The sequence below is a fragment of the Kocuria nitroreducens genome (assembly GCF_042879195.1).
GTDB classification, from domain to species: Bacteria; Actinomycetota; Actinomycetes; order Actinomycetales; family Micrococcaceae; genus Kocuria; species Kocuria nitroreducens.
The window spans coordinates 172,261-193,810 of record NZ_JBHZTC010000005.1 but is presented as its reverse complement, the minus strand read 5'-3'; the positions used below and the strand labels follow the sequence as shown (position 1 = coordinate 193,810).

General features: G+C 74.0%; 15 protein-coding genes. 10 read left to right on the top strand and 5 right to left on the bottom strand.

Translation table 11 applies throughout. The features are described 5' to 3' along the window. Nucleotides 1-139: 139 nt before the first annotated feature. The 3 genes from opgC (at nt 140) to ACFYE1_RS05060 (ending at nt 5,975) form a co-directional block, all read left to right on the top strand. Nucleotides 140-2,593 carry an OpgC domain-containing protein gene (gene opgC, locus ACFYE1_RS05070; RefSeq protein ID WP_387740633.1) on the top strand — a complete coding sequence of 818 codons (2,454 nt, stop codon included), beginning with the start codon at nt 140-142 and terminating at the stop codon, nt 2,591-2,593. Between the two features lie 701 nt (nt 2,594-3,294). Next, a complete protein-coding gene (locus ACFYE1_RS05065) occupies nt 3,295-3,948 on the top strand; it encodes a hypothetical protein (RefSeq protein WP_387740631.1) in 654 nt (217 codons plus the stop codon). A 20-nt stretch (nt 3,949-3,968) separates the two neighbouring features. Beyond that, nucleotides 3,969-5,975 (top strand): L,D-transpeptidase family protein, encoded by a 2,007-nt coding sequence (locus tag ACFYE1_RS05060; protein ID WP_387740629.1) that lies wholly within the window; start codon nt 3,969-3,971, stop codon nt 5,973-5,975. Nucleotides 5,976-6,039: 64 nt separating this feature from the next. On the opposite strand, the gene ACFYE1_RS05055 is transcribed toward ACFYE1_RS05060, so the two are convergent. The 4 genes from ACFYE1_RS05055 to ACFYE1_RS05040 form a co-directional block, all read right to left on the bottom strand. Next, entirely contained in the window at nt 6,040-6,642 is a 603-nt protein-coding gene (locus tag ACFYE1_RS05055) for a TIGR03085 family metal-binding protein (RefSeq protein ID WP_387740628.1), read from the bottom strand. Between the two features lie 102 nt (nt 6,643-6,744). Further along, nucleotides 6,745-7,200: a DUF3817 domain-containing protein gene (locus tag ACFYE1_RS05050; protein ID WP_387740627.1), complete on the bottom strand. Its 456-nt coding sequence runs from the start codon at nt 7,198-7,200 to the stop codon at nt 6,745-6,747. After that, nucleotides 7,187-9,145, bottom strand: a complete 1,959-nt coding sequence (locus tag ACFYE1_RS05045; protein ID WP_387740626.1) for an ABC transporter ATP-binding protein — start codon at nt 9,143-9,145, stop codon at nt 7,187-7,189. Before ACFYE1_RS05045 ends, ACFYE1_RS05050 begins: the two co-directional genes overlap by 14 nt. Further along, nucleotides 9,145-10,878 (bottom strand): ABC transporter ATP-binding protein, encoded by a 1,734-nt coding sequence (locus ACFYE1_RS05040; protein ID WP_387740624.1) that lies wholly within the window; start codon nt 10,876-10,878, stop codon nt 9,145-9,147. The genes ACFYE1_RS05045 and ACFYE1_RS05040 overlap by 1 nt, the downstream gene beginning before the upstream one ends. 225 nt (nt 10,879-11,103) lie before the next feature. Here ACFYE1_RS05040 and ACFYE1_RS05035 point away from each other — a divergent pair, with 225 nt between their 5' ends. The 6 genes from ACFYE1_RS05035 (at nt 11,104) to ACFYE1_RS05010 (ending at nt 18,542) form a co-directional block, all read left to right on the top strand. Continuing rightward, entirely contained in the window at nt 11,104-11,895 is a 792-nt protein-coding gene (locus tag ACFYE1_RS05035; protein ID WP_387740622.1) for a DeoR/GlpR family DNA-binding transcription regulator, read from the top strand. Then, nucleotides 11,892-12,866, top strand: coding sequence for a 1-phosphofructokinase family hexose kinase (locus ACFYE1_RS05030; protein ID WP_387740620.1), 975 nt, complete (start codon nt 11,892-11,894; stop codon nt 12,864-12,866). Before ACFYE1_RS05035 ends, ACFYE1_RS05030 begins: the two co-directional genes overlap by 4 nt. Nucleotides 12,867-12,930: 64 nt before the next feature. Beyond that, complete coding sequence (locus ACFYE1_RS05025) at nt 12,931-15,072, top strand: PTS fructose transporter subunit IIABC (protein ID WP_387740619.1); 2,142 nt, start codon at nt 12,931-12,933, stop codon at nt 15,070-15,072. Between the two features lie 71 nt (nt 15,073-15,143). Then, on the top strand, nt 15,144-16,844 hold the full coding sequence (ptsP, locus tag ACFYE1_RS05020; protein ID WP_387740617.1) for a phosphoenolpyruvate--protein phosphotransferase: 1,701 nt from the start codon (nt 15,144-15,146) through the stop codon (nt 16,842-16,844). An 80-nt stretch (nt 16,845-16,924) separates the two neighbouring features. After that, nucleotides 16,925-17,203, top strand: coding sequence for an HPr family phosphocarrier protein (locus ACFYE1_RS05015; protein ID WP_017832764.1), 279 nt, complete (start codon nt 16,925-16,927; stop codon nt 17,201-17,203). Nucleotides 17,204-17,339: 136 nt separating this feature from the next. Next, nucleotides 17,340-18,542 carry an ATP-grasp domain-containing protein gene (locus ACFYE1_RS05010; RefSeq protein WP_387740615.1) on the top strand — a complete coding sequence of 401 codons (1,203 nt, stop codon included), beginning with the start codon at nt 17,340-17,342 and terminating at the stop codon, nt 18,540-18,542. Nucleotides 18,543-18,551: 9 nt separating this feature from the next. Here the strand turns inward: ACFYE1_RS05010 and murJ are convergent, their stop codons facing one another. Next, on the bottom strand, nt 18,552-20,102 hold the full coding sequence (gene murJ, locus ACFYE1_RS05005) for a murein biosynthesis integral membrane protein MurJ (RefSeq protein WP_387740613.1): 1,551 nt from the start codon (nt 20,100-20,102) through the stop codon (nt 18,552-18,554). A gap of 319 nt (nt 20,103-20,421) precedes the next feature. Between murJ and ACFYE1_RS05000 the strand changes: the two genes are divergently transcribed. After that, the gene (locus tag ACFYE1_RS05000) at nt 20,422-21,504 is read left to right on the top strand and encodes a lipid II:glycine glycyltransferase FemX (RefSeq protein WP_387740609.1); all 1,083 of its coding nucleotides are present in this window, start codon (nt 20,422-20,424) and stop codon (nt 21,502-21,504) included. Nucleotides 21,505-21,550 lie beyond the last annotated feature (46 nt).

Genomic DNA, 21,550 nt, shown 5'->3' with positions numbered 1-21,550 from the left:
GACGCACGCGGGAACGGCTGTTCCCCCGTGACGTCCGTCGTCCGCCGCAGGACCCCCCGGCCGCTTCGGCAACCCCGGGCGACGGTCCCCCCTGCGAGCGGACGACGCCGCACGCGGATCGACTCTGGAGTGCACCCTGATGCCCATCGTCCGACCCCGCCTGCGCCCCCTCGCCGCCGCGGTGGCGATCCTGTTGCTGCTCGTGCTCCTCCTCGTGCCGACAGGGGAGGCACGGGCGACGGGGGAAGCGCGGGCGACGGGGGACGTGGGGGCCGAGGACCCGTACCTGGGGGCACTGCTGGACTGGGGCACGGACACGGCGGCCGGCCACGCCGAGCGTCTCGGCGCACCGGCCGCGGTCTACGGGCGGCCGGTGCCGCTGCCGATGGACGACCGGGAGCAGGGCTACCTGCGGGACTACCTGTCCCAGGTCTCCGAGCAGGGCGCCCACGCCCTGCTCACGATCCGCCCCGGGATCGCGCTGGACCGGGTGGACGAGGCCCGGGCCGCCGTCCTCGCCGGGCAGCTGGCCGACGTCACGGAGGGCTTCGGCGGCACGGTGTTCATCCGCTTCGCGCCGCAGATGAACGCGTCCTGGGTGTCGTGGGGCCAGCAGCCCGAGGCCTACACCGAGGCGTTCCGGGCCGTGGCGGCCGCGATGGACGCCCGGCTCGGGGATCCGGTGATGGTGTGGTCGCCCACCGCCGGGACCGACTACCCGTTCCGCGCCCCGACGTCCGTCGCCCCGCAAGGGACGGATCTCGCGGCGCTGGACACCGACGGCAACGGGGTCTGGGACCGGGACGACGACCCCTACGGTCCCTATTACCCGGGCGACGACGTCGTGGACTGGGTGGGTCTGTCCGCCTACCACGACGAGACCGGCAACGGGGCGGCCCGCAACACCGTCCCGGGGCCGGAGGAGTTCGGCACGCTGCTGGGCGCGCCGGGCGGCTTCTACGCCGCCTATGCCACGGGTCGGGACAAGCCGCTCATGGTGGAGACGGGTTCCTTCTACAGCCCGGACGCGGACGGGCCGTCGGCTCTCGAGGTCAGGACGCCGTGGTGGGACCAGGTGCTCGCGGCGGCCTCCTCGGACGACTACGACCGGATCGGCGCGGTCGTGTGGAACGAGACCGTGGAGGAGCGGGCGGACGGGGCGGTGACGGTGGACTGGCGGTCCACCGCCGATCCCGGGCTCGCGACGGCCTTCCGGGAGCGAGCACGGGCCTCGTCCCTGGTGACGGGCCCGGTGACCGAGCAGGCGGCGCTGCCGGGCGCGGTGTCCTCCGCCCCGGGGGTCGTCCTGCGGGGTCCCGCCGCGTGGACCGCGGCAGCCGCCGTCCTCGGCGCGGGGCTCTTCCTGTGCCTGCTGCCCCGATGGCGGCCCGCACGAGCGTGGCGCTACGCGGAGCCCGAGCCGCGCGACAGCCGGATCGACATGCTGCGGGGAGTCGCGATCGTGTTCGTCGTCGTCAACCACGTGGGACTCACCTCGTTGTTCCAGCTGCTCACCCAGGAGGCCGTGGGCGTCGTCTCGGGGGCCGAGCTCTTCGTCCTGCTCTCCGGGGCCGTGCTGGGCATGGTCTACGGGCCCCGGGCGAAGGGCGAGCTGGGGACCGTCGTCGACCGCACCGCTGCACGGGCGTGGAAGCTCTACGTCACCGCGCTGGCAGTCGTGCTCCTCGTCTACGCCCTGAGCTGGATCCCCTTCCTCGACGCCGGCGCCGTCACCACGTTCACGGACCAGGGCACCGGCGCCGCCGGCACGGGGGCCGCGGGCACCACGTACGACCTCTACGCGGGCATGGAGGGGCTCTTCGCGTTCCCCGTCCAGGCCCACCTGGTCCCCGCCGTGCTGCTGCTGCAGGTCGGCCCGTGGCAGTTCAACATCATGGGCCTGTACGTGATCCTGCTCCTGGTGAGCCCGCTCGTGCTCGCCGCTCTGGCTCGCGGCCGGGCCTGGCTGGTCCTGCTGGTCAGCGGTGGGCTCTACGCCGCGGGCACGGTCTTCCGGGTCCGCCTGCTGCCGTCCCAGTTCGAGGACTCGTTCCCCCTGCTCGTGTGGCAGGTGCTGTTCGTGCTCGGCCTGGTCGCCGGGTACTACCGGCGGCAGATCGTCGCATGGTTCGCCGACCGGCGCCGACGGCCGCTGCTGGTCGCCTCCCTGCTGCTCGCCGTCGCCTTCGCACTGTTCTCCTGGTCCAGTCCCTATGCCAGCAGCGCCTACGACGTCCGGCTGGTCCTGCTGCCGGACGCGGCGTTCCGCACCGTCTACGACGGCTTCTTCGGCCGGACCTACCTGGGGATCGGCCGGCTGGTGAACGTGCTGCTCGTGCTGATCGCCGGCTACGCCCTGCTCAGCGCCTACTGGGCCCTGCTCCGGCGCGCCCTGGGCTGGTTCCTCATCCCGCTGGGCCGGGCCACCCTGTACGTGTTCATCGTGCACGTGTTCATGGTCCTGGCCGTGGCCAACGTGCCCGCCCTCCAGCAGGGGGACCTGTGGCTCAACACCGCCGCCTATGTGGGGGTCCTGGGGCTGCTGTGGGCCATGGTCCGGACCGAGTTCCTGTTCCGGCTCGTCCCCCGCTGAGATCCCGCGGCGCCCCGGCCGAGCCCCCGGTTCGCACGTGCCCCCTGCGCTTCGGCGTCGGCACGGCCCGTGGTCCCGCGGCCCCCGCCGAGCTCGGCGGGGGCCTCCCTGACCGGGGAGAAGCCGTCGATCGTGCTCGACTACGGGTCCACGCCCCTGGACGGGCTCTGCCCCGGCGCGGACCACGTCGACGTCGTGGCTCTGGACGACGACACCTGGGGCCCCTCCCGGACCTGGTCCAGCCGGCAGCAGCCGTGGGACCTGTTCGCCGACGGGCTGTCCGAGATGCGGCGCCTGGCCCCCGGCAGCGACGTCATCATCGCCGAGACCGCCACCGCCGAGGCCGGCGGGTCCGGGCCCGGGACGGACGCACGATCCAGACCCCACCCACCGAGGTCTGGATCAACCAACCCCTCACCCCCATCAACCCCCAGCTGTCGCAAGCAGCTTGGGTCATACCGACGAGGAGGTGGACTGGCGGATCAGCTCCTCCGCCGCATCGGCTCGGTCCCTGGCTGCCGAGCTCGCCGAGCGTCCCCGCCCGTGACGACCGCGGCGCCGCGCGCCACACGGTGTCATGCAAATCACAAAAGCAAATGACACGTGTAGCGTGACCCCCAACGACCGGCGCCACGCCACCGCTCATCCGGAGGCGGCGCGGCGCCGGTCGGTCCCCCTGGACCGTGTCGAGGAGTCCCCCCATGGCAGTTCACTTCCCCCCATCGCCCGGCCACCGGCTCGGGTCTGTCTGCGCGGCGCTGCTCGTCGTCGCGCTGGCGGGCTGCGCCGAGGACCGGGGGACCGGCACCACCGCGGCGTCCAGCGCGAGTCCGCCGGCGGCCACGTCCGGACCCACGTCCGGGTCCGGAGCCGCGGAGACCGGGAGCGCTGCGCCGGAGACGCCGGGTGGCAGCCCGGCCCCGTCGGGCAACGACGTGGCCCCCTACGACGACACCTCCACCCGGGACGCCGCCGCGTCCTTCGGCGCCGCCCAGCGGCTCGGCGATTCCCTCGAGGCCGTCGTGGAGGGCCCTCGTCCCGGCACCACCGGCGAGCGCCCGGTCCGCGCCGCCCCCGGCACCCCGGTGCAGGTGTTCACGCTGACGCTCACCAACACCGGCAGCACCCCGGTCGACGCCGTGCCGTGGTCCTTCCCGGTCGCCGTCGAGGGCGATGAACCGGCGACCCCCGTCTTCGACGACTCCCTGGGCGTGCCGATGGAGACTTTCCCGACCATCGCCCCCGGGGACAGCGCCTCCCTCGAGGTCGCCTTCTCCGCGGAGCACGACGCCGACCTGGCCGTCCGCGTCTTCGACAACACCGCCCCCGACCACTACGTCGAATTCACCGACTGAAGCCCAGCAAGGGACCCCCCATGAAGATCTCAGCTCTGCGCACTCCCGCCGCGGTCGCGGCCTGCTTCGCGGTCGTCCTCGCCGGTGCCCCGGGGGCGTCCGCGGCGCCGTCCGCGCCCGCCCCCGGCGTCTCGGCCGGTCCGACGACGGACCCCGGCCCCGCGGCGGGTGCCGTCGCGGCGACCGCGCATCTCGCACCGGTGGACGACGAGTTCACCGCGCCCGCGACGAGGACCGCACTCGTCGACGTCCTGGCCAACGACGGACTCGAGGACCCGGCGACGGCGCGGCTCCTGCTCGTGGACCCCTCGGCCCCCCAGACCGATGACGAGCTGGCCGACGAGCTGCGCACGGACCTCGGGACCCTGCGCGTGGTGGCCCCGGGCACGGCGCCCGGGGCCCTGCCCGAGGGCTGGGAGGCCCCCGACCACCCAGTCCTCGTCCTGACACCCGCTCCGGACCAGCCGGCCGACGCCCCCTCGGTGGAGGTCTCCTACGCCGTGGTGGAGGCCACGGGTGCCGAGGCCCGGGCGGTGCTCACGGTCGCCCCGCACCCCGAAGGGCAGGCGGCCCCCGCCGACCCCACCACCTCGGCGGACGATGCGGAACCGGCCGTCCCGGCCGAGCCGACGGCGCAGCCCTCCACGGGCGCGGAGTCCGCCGAGGAGCGGCCGGCCGCACCGGAGGCAGCGCCGCAGAAGACCGCGGCCGCGGCCGCCGCGGAGAACGCGGCCGTGCCCGCCGAGGTCCGACAGGCCCTGGAGGCCGCCGCGGCCCGGGCGGCCTCCAGGACCGGGGAGCCGACCGCGGAGATGCGCCCCTGGAAGGGCGGCTGGGAGTGGCCGCACCAGAAGGGCGTGGTCCTGTGGTCCGAGGCGCACGGCGCGCACTTCGTGCAGCTGCGGGGCGCGATCGGCCACCGGTGGATCTCCACGGGCAGCGTGGACGCGCTGGGCTGGCCCGTCGACGACGAGACCTGCCTCCTGACGGGCGGCGGGTGCCGGCAGTCCTTCTCCAAGGACCGCACGATCTACTGGAGCTCCTCCACGGGGGCGCGGGCCGTGCACACCCGGGGCGCGATCGGCCACAAGTGGGTCCTCGGCGGGCGCGAGGCCGGGACCTACGGCTACCCCACGACCGACGAGGTCTGCGGGCTGACCGGCGGCGGGTGCCGGCAGTCCTTCACCAAGGCGCACACGATCTACTGGAGCTCCGGGACGGGGGCACGGGCGGTCAAGACGAACGGCGCCATCGGCCAGCGGTGGATCGCCACGGGACGCGAGCGGGGGTCGCTCGGCTACCCCGTCACGGACGAGGTCGGGACCGGGACCGTGCACCAGAAGTTCCAGCGGGGACTCGTCACCTGGAGCCGGGCCACCGGAGTCCGGACGCACCTGTTCCGCGGCGAGTGCCACCACCTCAACACGGGGCGCTCCGTGCAACCCACCCGCAACGCGGCGCGCGTGTCCCTGACCATCGCCGAGGGCTACGGGCGCTCGCAGGCCACGTTCATCAACTGCGTGCGGATCGGCGGCAGCTACGTCGAGGAGTGGCGGACGTCCGCCTACGTGGGCGCCAGCGGGTTCAAGCGGCCCGGTGTGCCCTCGGGCCACACGCAGTACCTGTTCTCACCGCAGGGCTCGTACTCGGTCACGGAGTCCTTCGGCGTCTACAACCCGGGCACCGCGCTGCCCTACCGGCCGCTCAACCCGAACTCCCGGTGGGGCGGCCGCCTGGGCACGCTCTACAACAAGTACTTCGAGTCGACCGGCTACACCTGGCCGGACGAGAACATGTGGTACTTCGCGCAGTCGGGCGACTACCGGCTCGGCGTGGTGATCAACTACAACCGCCCGCCCGACTCGTCCATCGTCCAGGGCAACGGCTTCGCGATCTTCCTGCACGCGAACAAGAAGCCCACGGCGGGGTGCATCGCCCTGCACGAGCACGAGGTCGCCCGGTACATGCGCACCGCGCGGTCCGGTGACCGGATCATCATGGGCGTCAGGGCGGACCTGTTCCGCTGAGCGCCGGGAGACGGAGGAGGGGGCCGCGCCGCGCGCGGCCCCCCTCCTCCGTGCGGCTCGCGGACTACTCGACGGTCAGCTCCACCTTGGCCTGCTCGCGGCGGCCGAAGGTCCACAGCAGCAGCTCGCTCGGCACGGCGCGCAGCACGCGCACGGTCCCCGTTCTGCCGCGGCCGCCGCGCACGGCGCCGTAGGACGGGGCGATGAGCACCACGGTGTCGTCCTCGTCCTTGAGCATGACCTTGGCCACCAGGGTCAGGGACCGCCACAGGGTCTGCTCCTCGTCGTGCAGCAGCGGGCGCTCGTGCCAGCCGGGCTGGGCCCGGCGGACGTCCTCGTGGTGGACGAAGTACTCCACGGTGTTCATCCTCTTGTCCACCGGTCCCAGCCGCGCGGGCGAGTACAGCGGAGGGTGCTCCACCTTCCGCACGAGCTCCTCCCACGGCTGGCCGGCGACGGTCTGCTCCGTGCGGCGGGCGTGCTCACCCAGCACGGGCACCCGCGGCAGCACCCGCCCGGCGAGGACGTCCGGTCGCCCGGAGCGCAGGACGAGGTGCACGGCGAGGTCACGGGTCCTCCAGCCCTCGCACAGGGTCGGGGCGTCGGGGCCCAGTCGGCGCAGGAGCGCGGCGAGGTGCCGGCGCTCGACGTTGGCGAAATTGGTCACGTGGATCCTCCTCGTGGCGCCGCCGTCGGTCGGCGGGGCTGTCCTCCGACCACGCTATACCGGGTGCGTGCCCACCGGTGCCCGGCGCGGCGCGGGCCGGGCTCAGCCGCGGGGGACGGGCGGGCCCAGGTACAGGAGCACCGAGGCGAGGCCGGCGACCACGACCACGCCCGCCACCACCGCCAGCCACGGGCTGCGGAGGGACCAGGCCTCCAGCCTCTCCAGCACGGTGCCGGGACGGTCGCCGCCGGGTGCCAGGCGCCAGCGGCCTGCGAGCCGGCCCGTGCGCTCCGCGCGGCGCTCGAAGGGGATCGTGGCGTACGGGACGACGGCGCTGGCCAGGCCCAGGGCCCCGAATCCCGCGGACCACCGCTGGTCCACCCAGACGAAGCAGGTCACCACGCAGTACCCCAGGAACACGAGCCCGTGCAGCATGCCGAAGACGGGCACGAAGGCCTCCGAGACCCCCGTGTACTTCAGGACCATGCTGAGGATCAGCAGCGTCCAGGTCACCGCCTCCGCGAGGGCGAAGCGTCCGTAGAGCTCACGGGGTGTCATGGGTGGTGCTCTCCTGCACGTCGAGGGGCTGGCGGGTGGTGGGGCCGTCGTCCGGGACCGTCGGAGCCGTGAACTGGCTCGCGTGCAGGGCGGCGTACGCGCCCCGAGCGGCGAGCAGGTCGTCGTGGGCGCCCTGCTCCACGATCCTGCCGTCCTCCATCACCAGGATGATATCGGCGTCGCGGACGGTGGAGAGACGGTGCGCGATGACGAACGAGGTCCGGTCGCTGCGCAGCGCGGCCATGGCCTGCTGCACGAGCAGCTCCGTGCGCGTGTCCACCGAGGACGTCGCCTCGTCCAGGATCAGCAGGGAGGGATCGGACAGGAAGGCCCGGGCGATGGTGATGAGCTGCCGCTCGCCCACGGACACGTTGCTGCCCTCCGGGTCGATCACGGTGTCGTAGCCCTCCGGCAGCGCCCGCACGAAGCGGTCCACGAGGGTGGCCCGGGCGGCCTCGAGCACCTCCTCGTCCGTGGCGTCGAGCCGTCCGTAGCGAATGTTCTCCCGGATGGTCCCGCCGAACAGCCAGGCGTCCTGCAGGACCATCCCGACCCGCGAGCGCAGCTCGGCGCGGGAGAGGTCGGTGATGTCCACGCCGTCCAGCGTGATCCGCCCGGCGTCGAGCTCGTAGAAGCGCAGCACGAGGTTCACGAGGGTCGTCTTGCCGGCGCCGGTGGGCCCCACGATGGCCACGGTCCGGCCGGGGCGCGCCTCGAGGGTCAGGTCCTGGAGGAGCGGTGCACCGGGGGCGTAGGAGAAGGAGACGTGCTCGAAGCACACCCGGCCCGGGGACCGCCCCGGGAGGCGGGCGCGGGCGGCGTCGGGCCGCTGCTCCGGGGCGTCGAGCAGCTCGAAGGCGCGCTCCGCGGAGGCCACCCCGGACTGCAGGGTGTTGGCCATGCCCGCCAGCTGGGACAGGGGCTGGGTGAACTCCCGCGAGTACTGGATGAACGCGGTCGCCGCCCCGAGGCTCAGCTGCCCGGAGGCCACGCGCAGCCCGCCGAGCACGGCGATGCCCACGTAGGAGAGGTAGGAGATGAACTGCATGACCGGCAGGATCGTGCCGGAGACGAACTGCGCCCCGAAGGCCGCCCGGTACAGGTCCTCGTTGCGCTCGTCGAAGCGCTCGGCCATCTCCTGCTCGCGGCCGAAGACCCTGATCAGCTCGTGGCCGGAGAAGGAGTCCTCGATGTGCCCGTTGAGCGCGCCGGTGGCGCGCCACTGCTCCGTGAACAGCCGCTGGGCGCGCACCCCGATGAACCCGGCGGCCCCCGCGGACAGGGGCAGGGCGACCAGGGCCACGAGTGCCAGCTGCCACGACACCACGAACATCATGATCACGATGCCGACGACCGTGAGCAGGGACTGGACCAGCTGGGCGAAGGAGTGCTGCAGCGCCGTCTGGACGTTGTCGATGTCGTTGGTCACCCGCGAGAGCACGTCCCCGCGCTCACGGGTGTCGAACCACCCCAGCGGCAACCGGTTCAGCTTGTCCTCGACCGCGTTGCGCAGGTCGTGCACCACCTGCATGACCAGGCGGTTGAGCAGCCAGCCCTGCGCCCACATGAGCAGCGAGGCCACCAGGTACATCACCAGCACCGCCGTGATCAGCCGGGCGAGCGCGGAGAAGTCGATCCCCGCGCCGGGAACGAGGTCCATGGCCGAGACCATGTCCGCGAGGTTCTGCTCGCCCCGGTCCCGCAGGGCCTGGGCCACCTCCTCCCGGGTCGCGCCCGCGGGCATGTCCCGGCCCATCACCCCTGCGAAGATCACGTCCATGGCCCGGCCCAGGACGAGGGGGGCCCACACGTTGAGCGCCACGGACACCGTCCCGGCCAGGAGGACGAGCACCAGCGCCCGCCACCGCGGCGCGAGCAGGCCGAGGAGTCGCCCGGCGGAGGACCAGAAGCGCTGGGGCCTGCGCGGCGGGGCGGGGGCGGCCATCAGGCCACCTCCTCCGCGCCGACCTGCGACTCGACGATCTCCCGGTAGGTGCCGGAGGAGGCCAGCAGCTCGTCGTGGGTCCCGCGCCCCGTGATGCGTCCTCCGTCCAGGACGAGGATCTGGTCCGCGTCCCGGACGGTGGACACGCGCTGGGCCACGACCAGGACGGTCGCGTCCCGGGTTGCCGGCACGAGGGCGGCGCGCAGCCGGGCGTCGGTGGCCACGTCGAGGGCCGAGAACGAGTCGTCCAAGAGGTACACCGCCGGGCGGGCCACCAGCGCCCGTGCGATGGACAGCCGCTGCCGCTGCCCGCCGGAGACGTTGGTGCCGCCCTGGGCGATCGGGGCGTCGAGCCCTCCGGGCATCCGGCGCACGAAGTCCTCCGCCTGCGCGGTGCGCAGGGCGGCCCACAGCTCGTCGTCCGTGGCGTCGGCGTCCCCGAGCCGGAGGTTGGAGGCCACGGTGCCGGAGAACAGGTACGGCCGCTGCGGGACGAGGGCCACCCGGGCGGCGATGTGCTCGTGGGCCAGGCGTGGCAGCGGCACGTCGTCGAGCACCACCGTGCCCCCGGTGGGGTCCAGCAGACGAGGGACGAGGTGGAGCAGCGTGGACTTCCCCGATCCGGTGGCGCCCACGAGGGCGGTCGTCCGGCCCGGCTCGGCACGGAAGCCCACTCCCTCCAGCACGGGTGCCTCGGCACCGGGGTAGCGGAACGCGACGTCGCGCAGCTCCACCACGCCGGACCGGGAGGCGGGGACCACGGGCTCGGCGGGCTCCCGCACGGAGGGCGCGGTGCGCAGGACCTCGGTGATGCGCTCGGCGCACACCATGGCGCGCGGGACCATCATGACCATGAACGTCCCCATCATCACGGCCGTGAGGATCTGCAGGAGGTACTGCAGGAACGCGGTGAGCGAGCCGACCTGGATCTGCCCCGCGCCCACCCGCTGGCCGCCGAACCAGAGCACGGCGGCAGTGGCCAGGTGCAGGATCATGGTGATGATCGGGAACATCAGCACGAACAGGGAGCCGATGCGCACCGACACGTCGGTGAGCTCACGGTTGGCGGCCGCGAAGCGGCGGCACTCGTGGTCCTCGCGCACGAAGGCCCGCACCACCCGGATGCCGACGATCTGCTCGCGCAGCACCGCGTTGATCCGGTCGATCCGCCCCTGCATGAGCCGGAAGAGGGGCATGAGCAGGCCCACCAGCACCCCCACCGCGATCCCGAGCACGGGCACCGACACCCACACGAGCCAGGAGAGACCGGCGTCCTCCCGCAGGGCCATCACGATCCCGCCGACGCACATGATGGGCGCGGCCACCATGAAGTTGAGCCCCATGAGCACGAGCATCTGGATCTGCTGGACGTCGTTGGTGCCCCGTGTGATGAGGGTGGGGGCACCGAAGCGGTTGACCTCGCGGGAGCCGAAGGAGCCGACCTGCCGGTGCACGGCGCGGCGGAGGTCGCGGCCGGTGCCCATGGCCGCCCGGGCCGCGCAGTACACCGCGGCGTCGGCGGCCGTCACCTGCAGGAGCGCGACGCCGAGCATCACCTCCCCGACGTGCAGGATGAGTCCGGTGTCCCCCCGGACGACGCCCTCGTCGATGATCCGCGCGTTGAGGCTCGGCAGGAGCAGCGCGGCGATCGTGGCGACGAGCTGGAGCGCGACGACGGCGAGGACCCACGGCAGGTACCGGCCGGTGTGCTGCCGGACGAGACGGAGAAGCATGGGCGTCCGCTCCTGGTCGGGGACGGGCGGGGCGGGCCGGGCGGTCCGGGGTCCAGGCTACGCCCGGGCGCGGACACCGTGCCCGGACACCCGGACCCGGCCCGGCCGCCGAAGGTAGCCTTCCGTGAAGTGGATCACCACGACCCCTAGTAAAACCACACGAACTCACATAAACTCAACGGAACGCAGAGCTCGTCCATCGTTCCCGTCCGTAAGGTGCACGCCATGTTCGCAGAAGAACGCCAGGCCGAGATCGCCGCGCTGGTGCTCACGACCCGCCGGGTCAACGGCGCGGACCTGGCACGCCGCTTCGACGTCACCATGGAGACGGTCCGCCGCGACCTCGCGGCCCTCGAGGCCGCGGGCAGGCTCCGCCGGGTGCACGGGGGCGCGGTCTCCGCGGACCAGTCGACGTCCGACGAGAAGGCCATCTCGTCCCGCAAGCACCTGAACACCCCGGAGAAGCGGCGGATCGCGCAGGCGGCGTTCGACCTCCTGCGCACCAGCGGGGCGGGGGCCGTCGTGCTCGACGCCGGCACCACCGTCGAGGCCCTGGCCGACCTCATCGTCCGCACCGACTCCACTCTGCCGGACGGGCAGGAGCAGCTCATCATCACCCACGCCCTGCACATCGCCGCCAAGCTCGCCGACGCCTCGGGCATCGGGCTCGAGCTCGTCGGCGGGCGGGTCCGCAAGCTCACCTGGGCCGCCGCCGGCGGACGGGCCGCGGAGCACTACACCCGGCTGCGCCCCGACCTCGCGTTCGTGGGCTGCAACGGGATCCACGCCGCGTTCGGGCTGAGCACCCCGGACCCCATCGAGGCGGTCGTCAAGGCCGCCATCATCCAGACCTCCCGCCGGGTCGTGGTCCTCTGCGACTCCGCCAAGCACGATCAGGAGACCCTCATGCGCTTCGCGTCGCTCGACGAAGTCGACACCCTCATCACCGACCGGGCGCCCGGTCCCGAACTGGCCGCCGCCCTCGAGGAGGCCGACGTCGAGGTGGTGATCGCGTGATCCTCACCGTCACCCTCAACCCGTCCCTCGACCGCACGGTCGAGCTCCCGGACCCGCTGCGCCGCGGCGCCGTCCAGCGCGCCGACGGCGCCCGGCAGGACGCCGGGGGCAAGGGCGTGAACATCTCCCGGGCGCTGCGCGCGAGCGGCGTCCCGACCCTGGCCGTGCTGCCGGGGGACCCCGGCGACCCGCTGCTGGCGGAGCTCGCCGCGGCCGAGGTCCCCTACGAGACGGTCCCCGTGGGCGCCCCGATCCGCTCGAACATCACGATCACCGAGCCGGACGGCACCACCACCAAGATCAACGCCCCGGGTGCGCCGCTGGGCCCCGAGCACGTCGACGCCGTCGTCGAGCTCCTCGTGCACCGCGGCGCGGACGCCTCCTGGGTGGTCCTGGCCGGCTCCCTGCCGCCCGGTGCCCCCGAGGACGTCTACGCCCGGGTTGTCCGCCGTGTCCGGTCGGCCCTGGGGGAGCGTTCGCCCTTGTTCGCCGTGGACACTTCCGGGGCGGCGCTGCGAGGCGCCACGTCCGGCGACGACGCCCTGCCCGACCTCATCAAGCCCAACGGCGAGGAGCTCGCCGAGCTCGTGGGGACGGTCGACGGCGAACGGCTCGAGTCCGATCCCGACCTCGCGGCCGCGACCGCCGCCGCGCTCGTGGGCCGCGGCCTGGGCGCGGTCCTCACGACCCTCGGGGCCGGCGGGGCGGTGCTCACCGTCCCGGAGGGCTCCTGGCACGCCGTCCACGACCCCGTGGCCGTGCGCTCCACCGTGGGTGCCGGCGACAGCTCGCTCTCCGGCTACCTCATCGCCCACGAGCGCGGCGACGCGCCGCCGGAGTGCCTGCGGCAGGCCGTGGCCTCGGGGTCCGCGGCGGCTGCCCTGCCGGGCACCCGGGTCCCCGCCCTCTCAGAGACCACCCCGGAGGCGGTCAGCGTGCGGGAGATCCCCGCGCGCGCCGTCTCCGGCTGAACCGCCCCATCCGACCTCATCCACACCACCCGGGCCACTGACCCGGCCGCTCAAGGAGGACATCGTGTCCGAGCTCATCACTCCCGACCTGGTCTCGCTCGACCAGGACCTGGGAGCAGACAAGGAAACCGTCATCGGCCGGCTCGCCGCCCTGGTGCAGCGCACCGGGCGCGCGGAGCAGCTCGACGGGCTGCTGGCGGACGCCATCGCCCGCGAGAACAAGACCGCCACCGGCATCCCCGGCGGCATCGCGATCCCGCACTGCCGCTCCACGGCCGTGCTGGAGCCGACGCTGGTCATGGCACGGCTCGCGCAGGGCGTCCCCTGGGGCGCCAAGGACGGCCCCGCCGACATCGTCTTCTTCATCGCGGCGCCCGAGGGCGCCGACCAGACGCACCTGAAGCTGCTGGCCAAGCTCGCCCGGTCGCTGATGAAGAAGGACTTCGTGGCCGCCCTGCGCGCCGCGCGGTCCGAGCAGGAGATCGTCCAGATCGTCGACGACGCACTGGGGCTCGGCCGCACCGCCGAGGGCGCCTCCGCGACCGGCGCGGGGACCGCCGGCTCCACCTCCGCCGCCGCGGTGCCCGCGTCGGTGGACTCCCGGTCCGGGGACGGGGACGCCGCACCGGCGCCCACCGCCCAGACCCCGGACGCCGCGCCGACCTCGGGCGACTCCGGACCGCAGCACGCCGGCAAGAAGATCGTGGCCGTCACGGCGTGCCCCACCGGCATCGCCCACACCTACATGGCCGCGGACGGGCTGACCTACGCGGCCGAGGAGATGGGGGTCGACCTCCAGGTCGAGACCCAGGGCTCCGCCGGTTTCACCAAGCTCGACCCGGCCACCATCGCGGCGGCGGACGCGGTGATCTTCGCGACCGACGTCGACGTCCGGGACCGCTCCCGGTTCGCCGGCAAGCCCTTCGTCGCCTCGCCGGTCAAGCGCGGCATCGACGAGCCGAAGGTCATGATCGAGGAGGCCCTCGCCAACGCCGGGAACCCCAACGCCAAGCGCGTGCAGGGGGCGGCGGGCGCCGCCGACGAGGCCGCCTCCTCCGGCGGTCGCGAGGGCTGGGGCACCCGCATCCGCAAGGCCGTGATGACCGGCGTCAGCTACATGATCCCCTTCGTGGCCGCCGGCGGTCTGCTCATGGCCTTCGGTTTCATGATCGCCGGTGCCGACATCGCCAACGTCGCCGACGACGTCCTCACCGGCTCGACCATCTGGAACCTGGGCGAGTTCACCCTCGCCCAGTACATCGGGGCCGTGCTGTTCAAGATGGGCAACCTGGCCATGAGCCTGCTCGTGCCCGCCCTGGCCGGCTACATCGCCTACGGGCTGGCCGACCGTCCCGGCATCGCCCCCGGCTTCGCCGCGGGCCTGGTCGCCAACTTCATGGGAGCCGGCTTCCTCGGCGGCATCGTGGGCGGCCTGCTGGCCGGTCTCGCCGCCTACTGGCTGGCGCAGCCGCGCCTGCCGCGCTGGCTCGGCTCGCTGATGCCCGTGGTGATCATCCCGCTGCTCGCCACCATCTTCGCCGCGGGCCTGCTGCTGCTGGTCCTGGGCGGGCCGATCGCCACCTTCATGGCGTGGCTGACCGAGGTCCTCAACGGGATGACCGGTGCCAGCGCGCTGGCACTCGGCGCGATCCTCGGCCTGATGATGGGCTCGGACCTGGGCGGGCCGATCAACAAGGTGGCCTACACGTTCGCCGCCGCGGGCCTCGGTGCCGCGACGGTCGCCAACACCGCCCCGCAGGAGATCATGGCCGCGGTCATCGCCGCGGGCATGGTGCCCCCGCTGGCCATGGCCCTCGCCTCGACGGTGGCCAAGCGCTACTTCACGGTGGCCGAGCAGGAGAACGGCAAGGCCGCGTGGCTGCTGGGTGCCTCCTTCATCTCCGAGGGCGCCATCCCATTCGCCGCGGCCGACCCGCTGCGAGTGCTGCCCGCGTCCATGATCGGCGGCGCCGTGACCGGTGCCATCAGCATGGCCACGGGCGTCACCTCCGCCGCGCCGCACGGCGGGGTCTGGATCCTGCCCGTGATCGGCAACCCGCTGATGTTCCTGCTCGCCGTGGTTGTCGGTACCTTGGTCACAGCAGCAGTCGTCGTCGCCCTCAAGCACGTGGGTGGAGCGCACGGGCGGGTGGCGGACGCCACCCGCTCGCGCGAGGACGCCGCCGCTGTGCCGACCACCGCCTGAGCGGTGCGCACGGGCCCCGGCCGGGGCCCGTGCGCTGACCGACTGGACTTTTCTCGAGGAAGAGGAACACCATGCAGACACTGACAGGCGTGGGGGTGTGCGCGGGCCGCGTCATCGGCGAGCTCGTGAGCATGCCGGAGCCCGTCTCCGAGCCGGCCGCGGGGCTGACCCTGCAGGACGAGGAGCCGGAGGCGGCGGTGGCCCGGCTGCAGACGGCCGCTGCCGCCGTCAAGGCCGAGCTCAAGCGCCGCGCCGAGGTCGCCGTCGAGAAGGACGCCGCGGACGTGCTCAAGTCCACCGCCCTCATGGCGGGGGACAAGGCGCTGCTGAAGAACGCCGCGAAGCTCATCACCGGCAAGGGGCTCGCCCCCGAGCGTGCCCTGTGGGAGGCCGCGAGCGACTACGCGGACCAGATGCGCGCCCTGGGCGGGTACATGGCCGAGCGCGCAGCGGACATCGAGGACGTCCGGGCGCGCCTGGTGTCCCAGCTCCGGGGACTCCCCATGCCGGGCGTGCCGCAGCGGGACGTCCCGTTCGTGCTGACCGCCGAGGACCTCGCGCCCGCCGACACGGCGACCCTGGACCCGGAGATGGTGCTGGCCCTGGTCACCTCCGGAGGCGGTCCGCAGTCCCACACGGCCATCCTGGCCCGGAACCTCGGGCTGCCCGCGATCGTGGCGGTCCGGGGCGTCGAGGCCATCGCGGACGGCACGCGCGTGTTCGTGGACGGCGCCACCGGCGAGATCCGCACCGAGCCCGGGGAGGACGAGCAGGAGCTCGTGGAGGCCTGGGTGCGCAGCGCCGCGGCGCGCAGCGCCTTCGACGGTCGCGGCGTGCTCTCGGACGGCACCGAGGTCCCGCTGCTGGCCAACGTGGGCACCCCCGAGGACGCCCGCACCGCGGCCGCGGCCGGGGCCCAGGGCGTGGGGCTGCTGCGCACCGAGTTCTGCTTCCTGGGGCGGGACAAGGAGCCCTCCGTCGAGGAGCAGGTGGAGCAGTACACCGCGATCCTCGAGTCCTTCGCCGGCAAGAAGGTGGTGGTCCGCACCCTCGACGCCGGAGCGGACAAGCCGCTGCCCTTCCTCACCGACACCGCCGAGCCCAACCCCGCGCTCGGGGTGCGGGGCTACCGCACGGACCGCTCCGTGCCGGGCGTGCTCGCCCGCCAGCTCGAGGCGATCGCCCTGGCGGAGAAGGCCACGGACGCGCACGTGTGGGTGATGGCGCCGATGATCGCCACGACCTCGGAGGCCCGGGACTTCGCCGAGATGGCGACGGCCGCCGGCCTGCGGGTGCCGGGGGTCATGGTCGAGACCCCGTCCGCGGCGGTCACCGCCGACCAGATCCTGCGCCACGTCGAGTTCGTCTCCCTGGGTACCAACGACCTGACCCAGTACACGATGGCCGCGGACCGGATGATGGGCTCGCTCGCGGAGCTCAACAACCCGTGGCAGCCCGCCGTGCTGCGCATGATCCGGTACACCGTGGAGGGCGCCCGCCGGGCCGAGTCCGAGGGCGCGGGCCCCCGCAACGTGGGCGTCTGCGGCGAGGCCGCGGCCGATCCCGCGCTCGCCGTGGTGCTCGTGGGCCTCGGGGTCCACACCCTGTCCATGAGCCCCCGCGGACTGGCCGCGGTCGCCGCCGTGCTGCGCAGCGTCGATCTCGCCACCGCCCAGGCCCTCGCCGAGGTCGCGATCGAGCAGCCCAGCGCGGAGGAGGCCTCCGCCGCCGTGCGGGCGCAGCTCGGCGTGCTGGCCGAGCTCGGGCTCTGATCGCCCGACCGCACCGTTCCGCACCACCCCAACCACCGGGGCCCGTCACGCAGGACCCCGCAACCCGAAGGAGCACCACCATGGCAGAACGCACCGCCACCATCGCCTCGTCCGTGGGCCTGCACGCCCGCCCCGCCGCGATCTTCGCCGAGGCGGCCGGGGAGTACGACCTCGACATCACGATCGCCGCCGAGGGCGAGCCCGAGGACGAGGCGATGGACGCCTCGAGCGTGCTGTCGCTGATGTCCCTGGGCGCAGGTCAGGGGGACAAGGTCGTCCTCCGCGCCGAGGGCGCGGGCGCCGACGACGCGCTCGACGCGCTCGTGCAGATCCTCGAGACGGACCACGACGCCGAGTAGGGACCCACCGCCCGGCCCCGGCGCCCGCCCACCGCACGGTGGGCGGGCGCCGTCGCGTGCCCCGACCTGTCTCACGGGCCTCTCACGTGCGCCGACTACCGTGGAGGGGATGCCCGCACACCCCGATGGAGGACCGATGACCGCCGACCGACCACCGCTCGACCAGCGCCGCCGGGAGCCGGAGCGCGCCGCGCCGGCACCGCGACGAGCCCTCATCGTGGGCACGGGCCGGGATCGGGGGGCCCTCGCGGCGGTGCGCGCGCTCGAGCGGGCGGGCTGGTACGTGGGCGTCGGCACCCCGGACGGCCCTGGCATGCTCGGCGCCACGCGGGCGGCCGCGGTCCGCCACGAGGTGCCGCGCCCCCGCGGGGACGGCGCCGGCTTCATCGACGGCGTCCGCCGGGCGATCGCTGAGGGGTCCTACGACGTCGTCTTCGGCGCCGGCGACGACTGGATGGCCGCGATCTCGTCCTACCGCCAGCACTTCCCGGCGGCGGTGGCGCACCCGGGGCCCGACGTGGTCGCGGCGGCCCTCGACAAGGTCGGCCTCGCGGACCGTGCGGCCCGGGCGGGCCTCGCCGCTCCCCGGACGCTGGTGGCCACGGACGAGGCGCTCGCCGCCTGGGACGGCCCGGTCGTCGTCAAGTGCCGGGCGCACTGGGCCCCCGGGCAGACCCGGCCGCACCGCATCGAGGCCAAGCTCTTCCCGGACGCACCCGCCGCCGCCGGACAGGTCCGGCGCATCCGCGAGGCCGGCGCCGAGCCCGTGCTCCAGGCGCCCGTGCGCGGCACCCTCGGGGCCCTCATCGGGGTCCACCACGACGGCCGCCTGGGCGGCCGGGTGCAGCAGGCCACCACCCGGCTGTGGCCCACGCCCAACGGTGTCTCGGCCCGCGCGCAGACGGTGCCTGTCGACGAGGCCCTCGCGGCCCGAGCCGAGGCGCTGCTGCGGGACCTGGGCTGGTGGGGCCTCGTGGAGCTGCAGTTCCTCACCGGCGACGACGGCGTCCCGCAGCTCATCGACCTCAACGGCCGCTTCTTCGGCTCGATGGCCCTGGCAGAGGCCGCCCGCCCCGGGCTGGCCGACGCGTGGGGCCGGCTGGTCCTCGGCGCGCGCGTGCCGGCGCTGCCGGACGCCCGCCCCGGGATCCGCTACGCCTGGCTCGCCGGGGACCTGCGCCGGGCGTCCGTGGAGCGCCGCGGCGGTCTGGCCGCGGACGTCGCGGACACCCTCCGCTGGGGCCGCGGTGCCCAGCACAGCGTGTGGGACCGGCGCGATCCCGGGCCCGCGTGGCACCTGGCCACGTGGCGGCTCGGGAGCGGCGCCCGTTCCCGGTAGCGCGGCCCGTCAGCGCCGTCGGCGCAGCGTGCCCAGGGTCTCGCCCACGAGCCGGCGCTCGGGAGCCCGCAGCACGACGAGACCGAGCAGGTACGCCCCGCCCACCACGGCGGCGCAGAGCGCCGCCAGCACGAACGACGGCAGCTCCGGCAGCGCCTCCCGTGCGCCCAGCCCCGCGGCGCCGGCGACGGCCGCCAGTACGAGCGCCCGGACCACCAGGGCCGTCGTCGTCCGGGCGTCCAGCCCGGCGTGGCGCCGGTGCAGCAGCCACGCGTTGAGCAGCGCCGCGACGACCAGGGACGCGCTCGTGGCCGCAGCGATGCCGGCGAGGCCCAGTACGGGGGCCAGGACGACGTCGCCGACCACGTTGACGACCATGGCCAGCACCGCCACGACCACCGGACCGCGGGAGTCGCCGAGGGCGTAGGAGGCGCGGACCACCACCTGGCGGAAGCCGAGGGCGAGCAGGGCCGGGGCGTACCAGGCGACCGCGGTGGCCGTTGCCGCGACGTCCCGGTCGTCGAACGCGCCGTGGCCGAAGGCCGTGGCGACGAGGGGACCGGCCGCGACCACGAACACCGCGCACACCGGGGCGAGCACCGTGACGACCACGGACAGCCCGCGGTTCACGAGCCGCCGCAGCTCGGGCCGGTCGTCCGCGGAAGCGCCCAGGGCCGGGTACAGGGGGACGAGCAGGGCGGCGATGACGATGGTCTCCGGCAGGTCGACCAGGCGCCAGCCGTAGGACAGTGCCGTGATCGTGCCGTCCTCGAGGGTGGAGGCCACCGCCCGGTCGACGAGCGTGTTGATGTTGACCACGGCGTTGCCGACCAGCATGGGCGGCACGAGCCGGGCGATCTCCCGGAAGCCCGGGTCCCGCAGCTCCCACCGGGGCCGGAGCCGGGTGCCGAGCGCCTGCACGGGGGGCACCTGCATGAGCAGCCGCGCCGCGGAGCCCACCACGTAGCCCACGGCGAGCGCCGAGATGCCGTAGCGGGGCCCGAGCAGGCCCGCCGCGGCGATCATGACGAGGTTGAACGGGACGCCCTGCAGGGAGGACCACGCGAACCGGCCGTGCGCCTGGACGAGCGAGGCCAGCAGATCGGTGCCGGCCACGAGCACCGTCGCGACAAGGACGATCCGGGTGAGCGAGGCGGCCGTGGCGGTCTGGGCGTCGTCGAACCCGGGGGCGAGCAGAGCTGTCACCGGTTCCGCGAGCAGACCCGTCACCACGGCGGCCAGGCCGAGGACGACCACGGTCACGGTGAGGGAGACCTCGAAGCCGCGGTGGCCACGGCACCCCCGGCCGTCGGCGCGCTCCCGGGCGGCCTCCCGGGAGGTCACGGGGGTCACGGAGCGGGCCATCGCCCAGGCGATGAGGCCGAGGACGACGTTCAGCACGCCCTGCGCCACGAACCACGCGTCGAGCTCGGCGCCCGCGCCGAAGACCGCGCCGATGACGACGTCCCGGACCAAGCCCAGGAGCGTGGAGACGGCGGTCAGCCCGGTCACGAGGACTGCGGCGCGGGCGATGCTCCACCGCCCGCCCGGTCCACCCACGGCTTCCGCCACCTCCCTGGTCCGGACCGCGCCGGGGATCGGTGCGGGCTCCGTCTGGTGCGAGCCGCGGACCTGCCGGTGCGAACCGCCTGAACAGGATACACATCGCGGCCCCCGGTCCTTTCCGGGTCCCGCCGGGGTCCCGTCCTGGCCTCCGTCCCGGGGACGCGGTCCCGATGCGCGGCACCCGTCCGGCACGGCTCAGAAGCCGCTCAGGCCCGCGCGGTTAGACTGACCGGGGCCGGCCCCCGCCGGCGCACCGGTCCGCCGGTCACCCCCGGCCGACCGGCCCCCGAAGACCCCGACGATTGAGAGAGCCTTGCGAGAGTTCACCGCACGCTTCGCCACCGCCCAGGAGATCGCCGACTGGGACACCCACGTCACGGCGAACCCCCACGGCGGAAACCTGCTGCAGTCCGCCTCCTTCGCGGACGTCAAGGCGGACCACGGCTGGCGGCCCCTGCACCTCGTGCACGAGCCCGCCGACGGCGGGCAGGCGTCCTACAACCTCGTCCTCGAGAAGCCGGTGCCCGCCCTCGGCAAGCTCTGGTACATGATCAAGGGCCCCGACGTCGCCTCCGTCGACGACATCCCCGGGATCGCCGCGGCCAGTGCCCGCCTCGTGGCCGAGCAGCGGCTCAACGTCTTCGCGATCAAGATCGAGCCGGACGTCCTGGCCTCCGACTACGCCCGGGGCGTGCTCGCGCGGGCCGGGCTGAAGAAGTCCTTCAACATCCAGCCCAACGACTCCACCGCGGTCCTCGACACCGACCGGGACGAGGAGGCCGTGCTGAAGTCCTTGCACTCCCGTGGGCGCAACGCCGTCCGGCGGGCCCTGCGCGAGGGCTGCGCGGTCGAACGGGTCGAGCTCACGGAGCAGAACATGCGCCGGATGTACGCGCTCATGGACACGGTGGGGCAGGGGGACGCGAACGTGAACCTGCGCTCCTACGAGTACTACGCGAAGTTCTGGACGGCGTTCGAGCAGGCCGGTCAGGGCCGGCTCTACTTCACCTACGAGGACGGCGAGCCCTCCGTGGGCGCCTACGTCATCGCCTACGGCACCAAGGGCACCTACAAGGACGGCGGCTCGAAGCCCCGGCGCCGCCAGTACGGTGACTCCCACCTGCTGCAGTGGACCGCGATCACGGACCTCATGCGAGAGCACGGGATCGTCGAGTACGACTTCTGCGGCACCCCGCCCAGCGACCAGCTCAAGAACAAGGAACACCCCTACTACGGGCTGGGCCTGTTCAAGACGAGCTTCACCAAGACCGTGGTCGACTTCGTGGGCGTCCACGACCACGTCCTGAACCCCGCCAGGTACGCGGTCTGGACCAACGTGGCCGAGAAGGTCCAGCGCCAGCTGTGGGTCCGGCGCACGGGCCAGCCCTTCTACTGACCCGGCCCCGACCGCCCGCCGGGCCCCCGCCCCCGCGCCACGGAAG

Bases quoted from the DNA above. Each gene is read 5' to 3' on its own strand.
- opgC (WP_387740633.1), top strand. From the start codon at position 140: ATGCCCATCGTCCGACCCCGCCTGCGCCCCCTCGCCGCCGCGGTGGCG.
- ACFYE1_RS05065 (WP_387740631.1), top strand. From the start codon at position 3,295: ATGGCAGTTCACTTCCCCCCATCGCCCGGCCACCGGCTCGGGTCTGTC.
- ACFYE1_RS05060 (WP_387740629.1), top strand. From the start codon at position 3,969: ATGAAGATCTCAGCTCTGCGCACTCCCGCCGCGGTCGCGGCCTGCTTC.
- ACFYE1_RS05050 (WP_387740627.1), bottom strand. From the start codon at position 7,200: ATGACACCCCGTGAGCTCTACGGACGCTTCGCCCTCGCGGAGGCGGTG.
- ACFYE1_RS05045 (WP_387740626.1), bottom strand. From the start codon at position 9,145: ATGGCCGCCCCCGCCCCGCCGCGCAGGCCCCAGCGCTTCTGGTCCTCC.
- ACFYE1_RS05040 (WP_387740624.1), bottom strand. From the start codon at position 10,878: ATGCTTCTCCGTCTCGTCCGGCAGCACACCGGCCGGTACCTGCCGTGG.
- ACFYE1_RS05035 (WP_387740622.1), top strand. From the start codon at position 11,104: ATGTTCGCAGAAGAACGCCAGGCCGAGATCGCCGCGCTGGTGCTCACG.
- ptsP (WP_387740617.1), top strand. From the start codon at position 15,144: ATGCAGACACTGACAGGCGTGGGGGTGTGCGCGGGCCGCGTCATCGGC.
- ACFYE1_RS05015 (WP_017832764.1), top strand. From the start codon at position 16,925: ATGGCAGAACGCACCGCCACCATCGCCTCGTCCGTGGGCCTGCACGCC.
- ACFYE1_RS05010 (WP_387740615.1), top strand. From the start codon at position 17,340: ATGACCGCCGACCGACCACCGCTCGACCAGCGCCGCCGGGAGCCGGAG.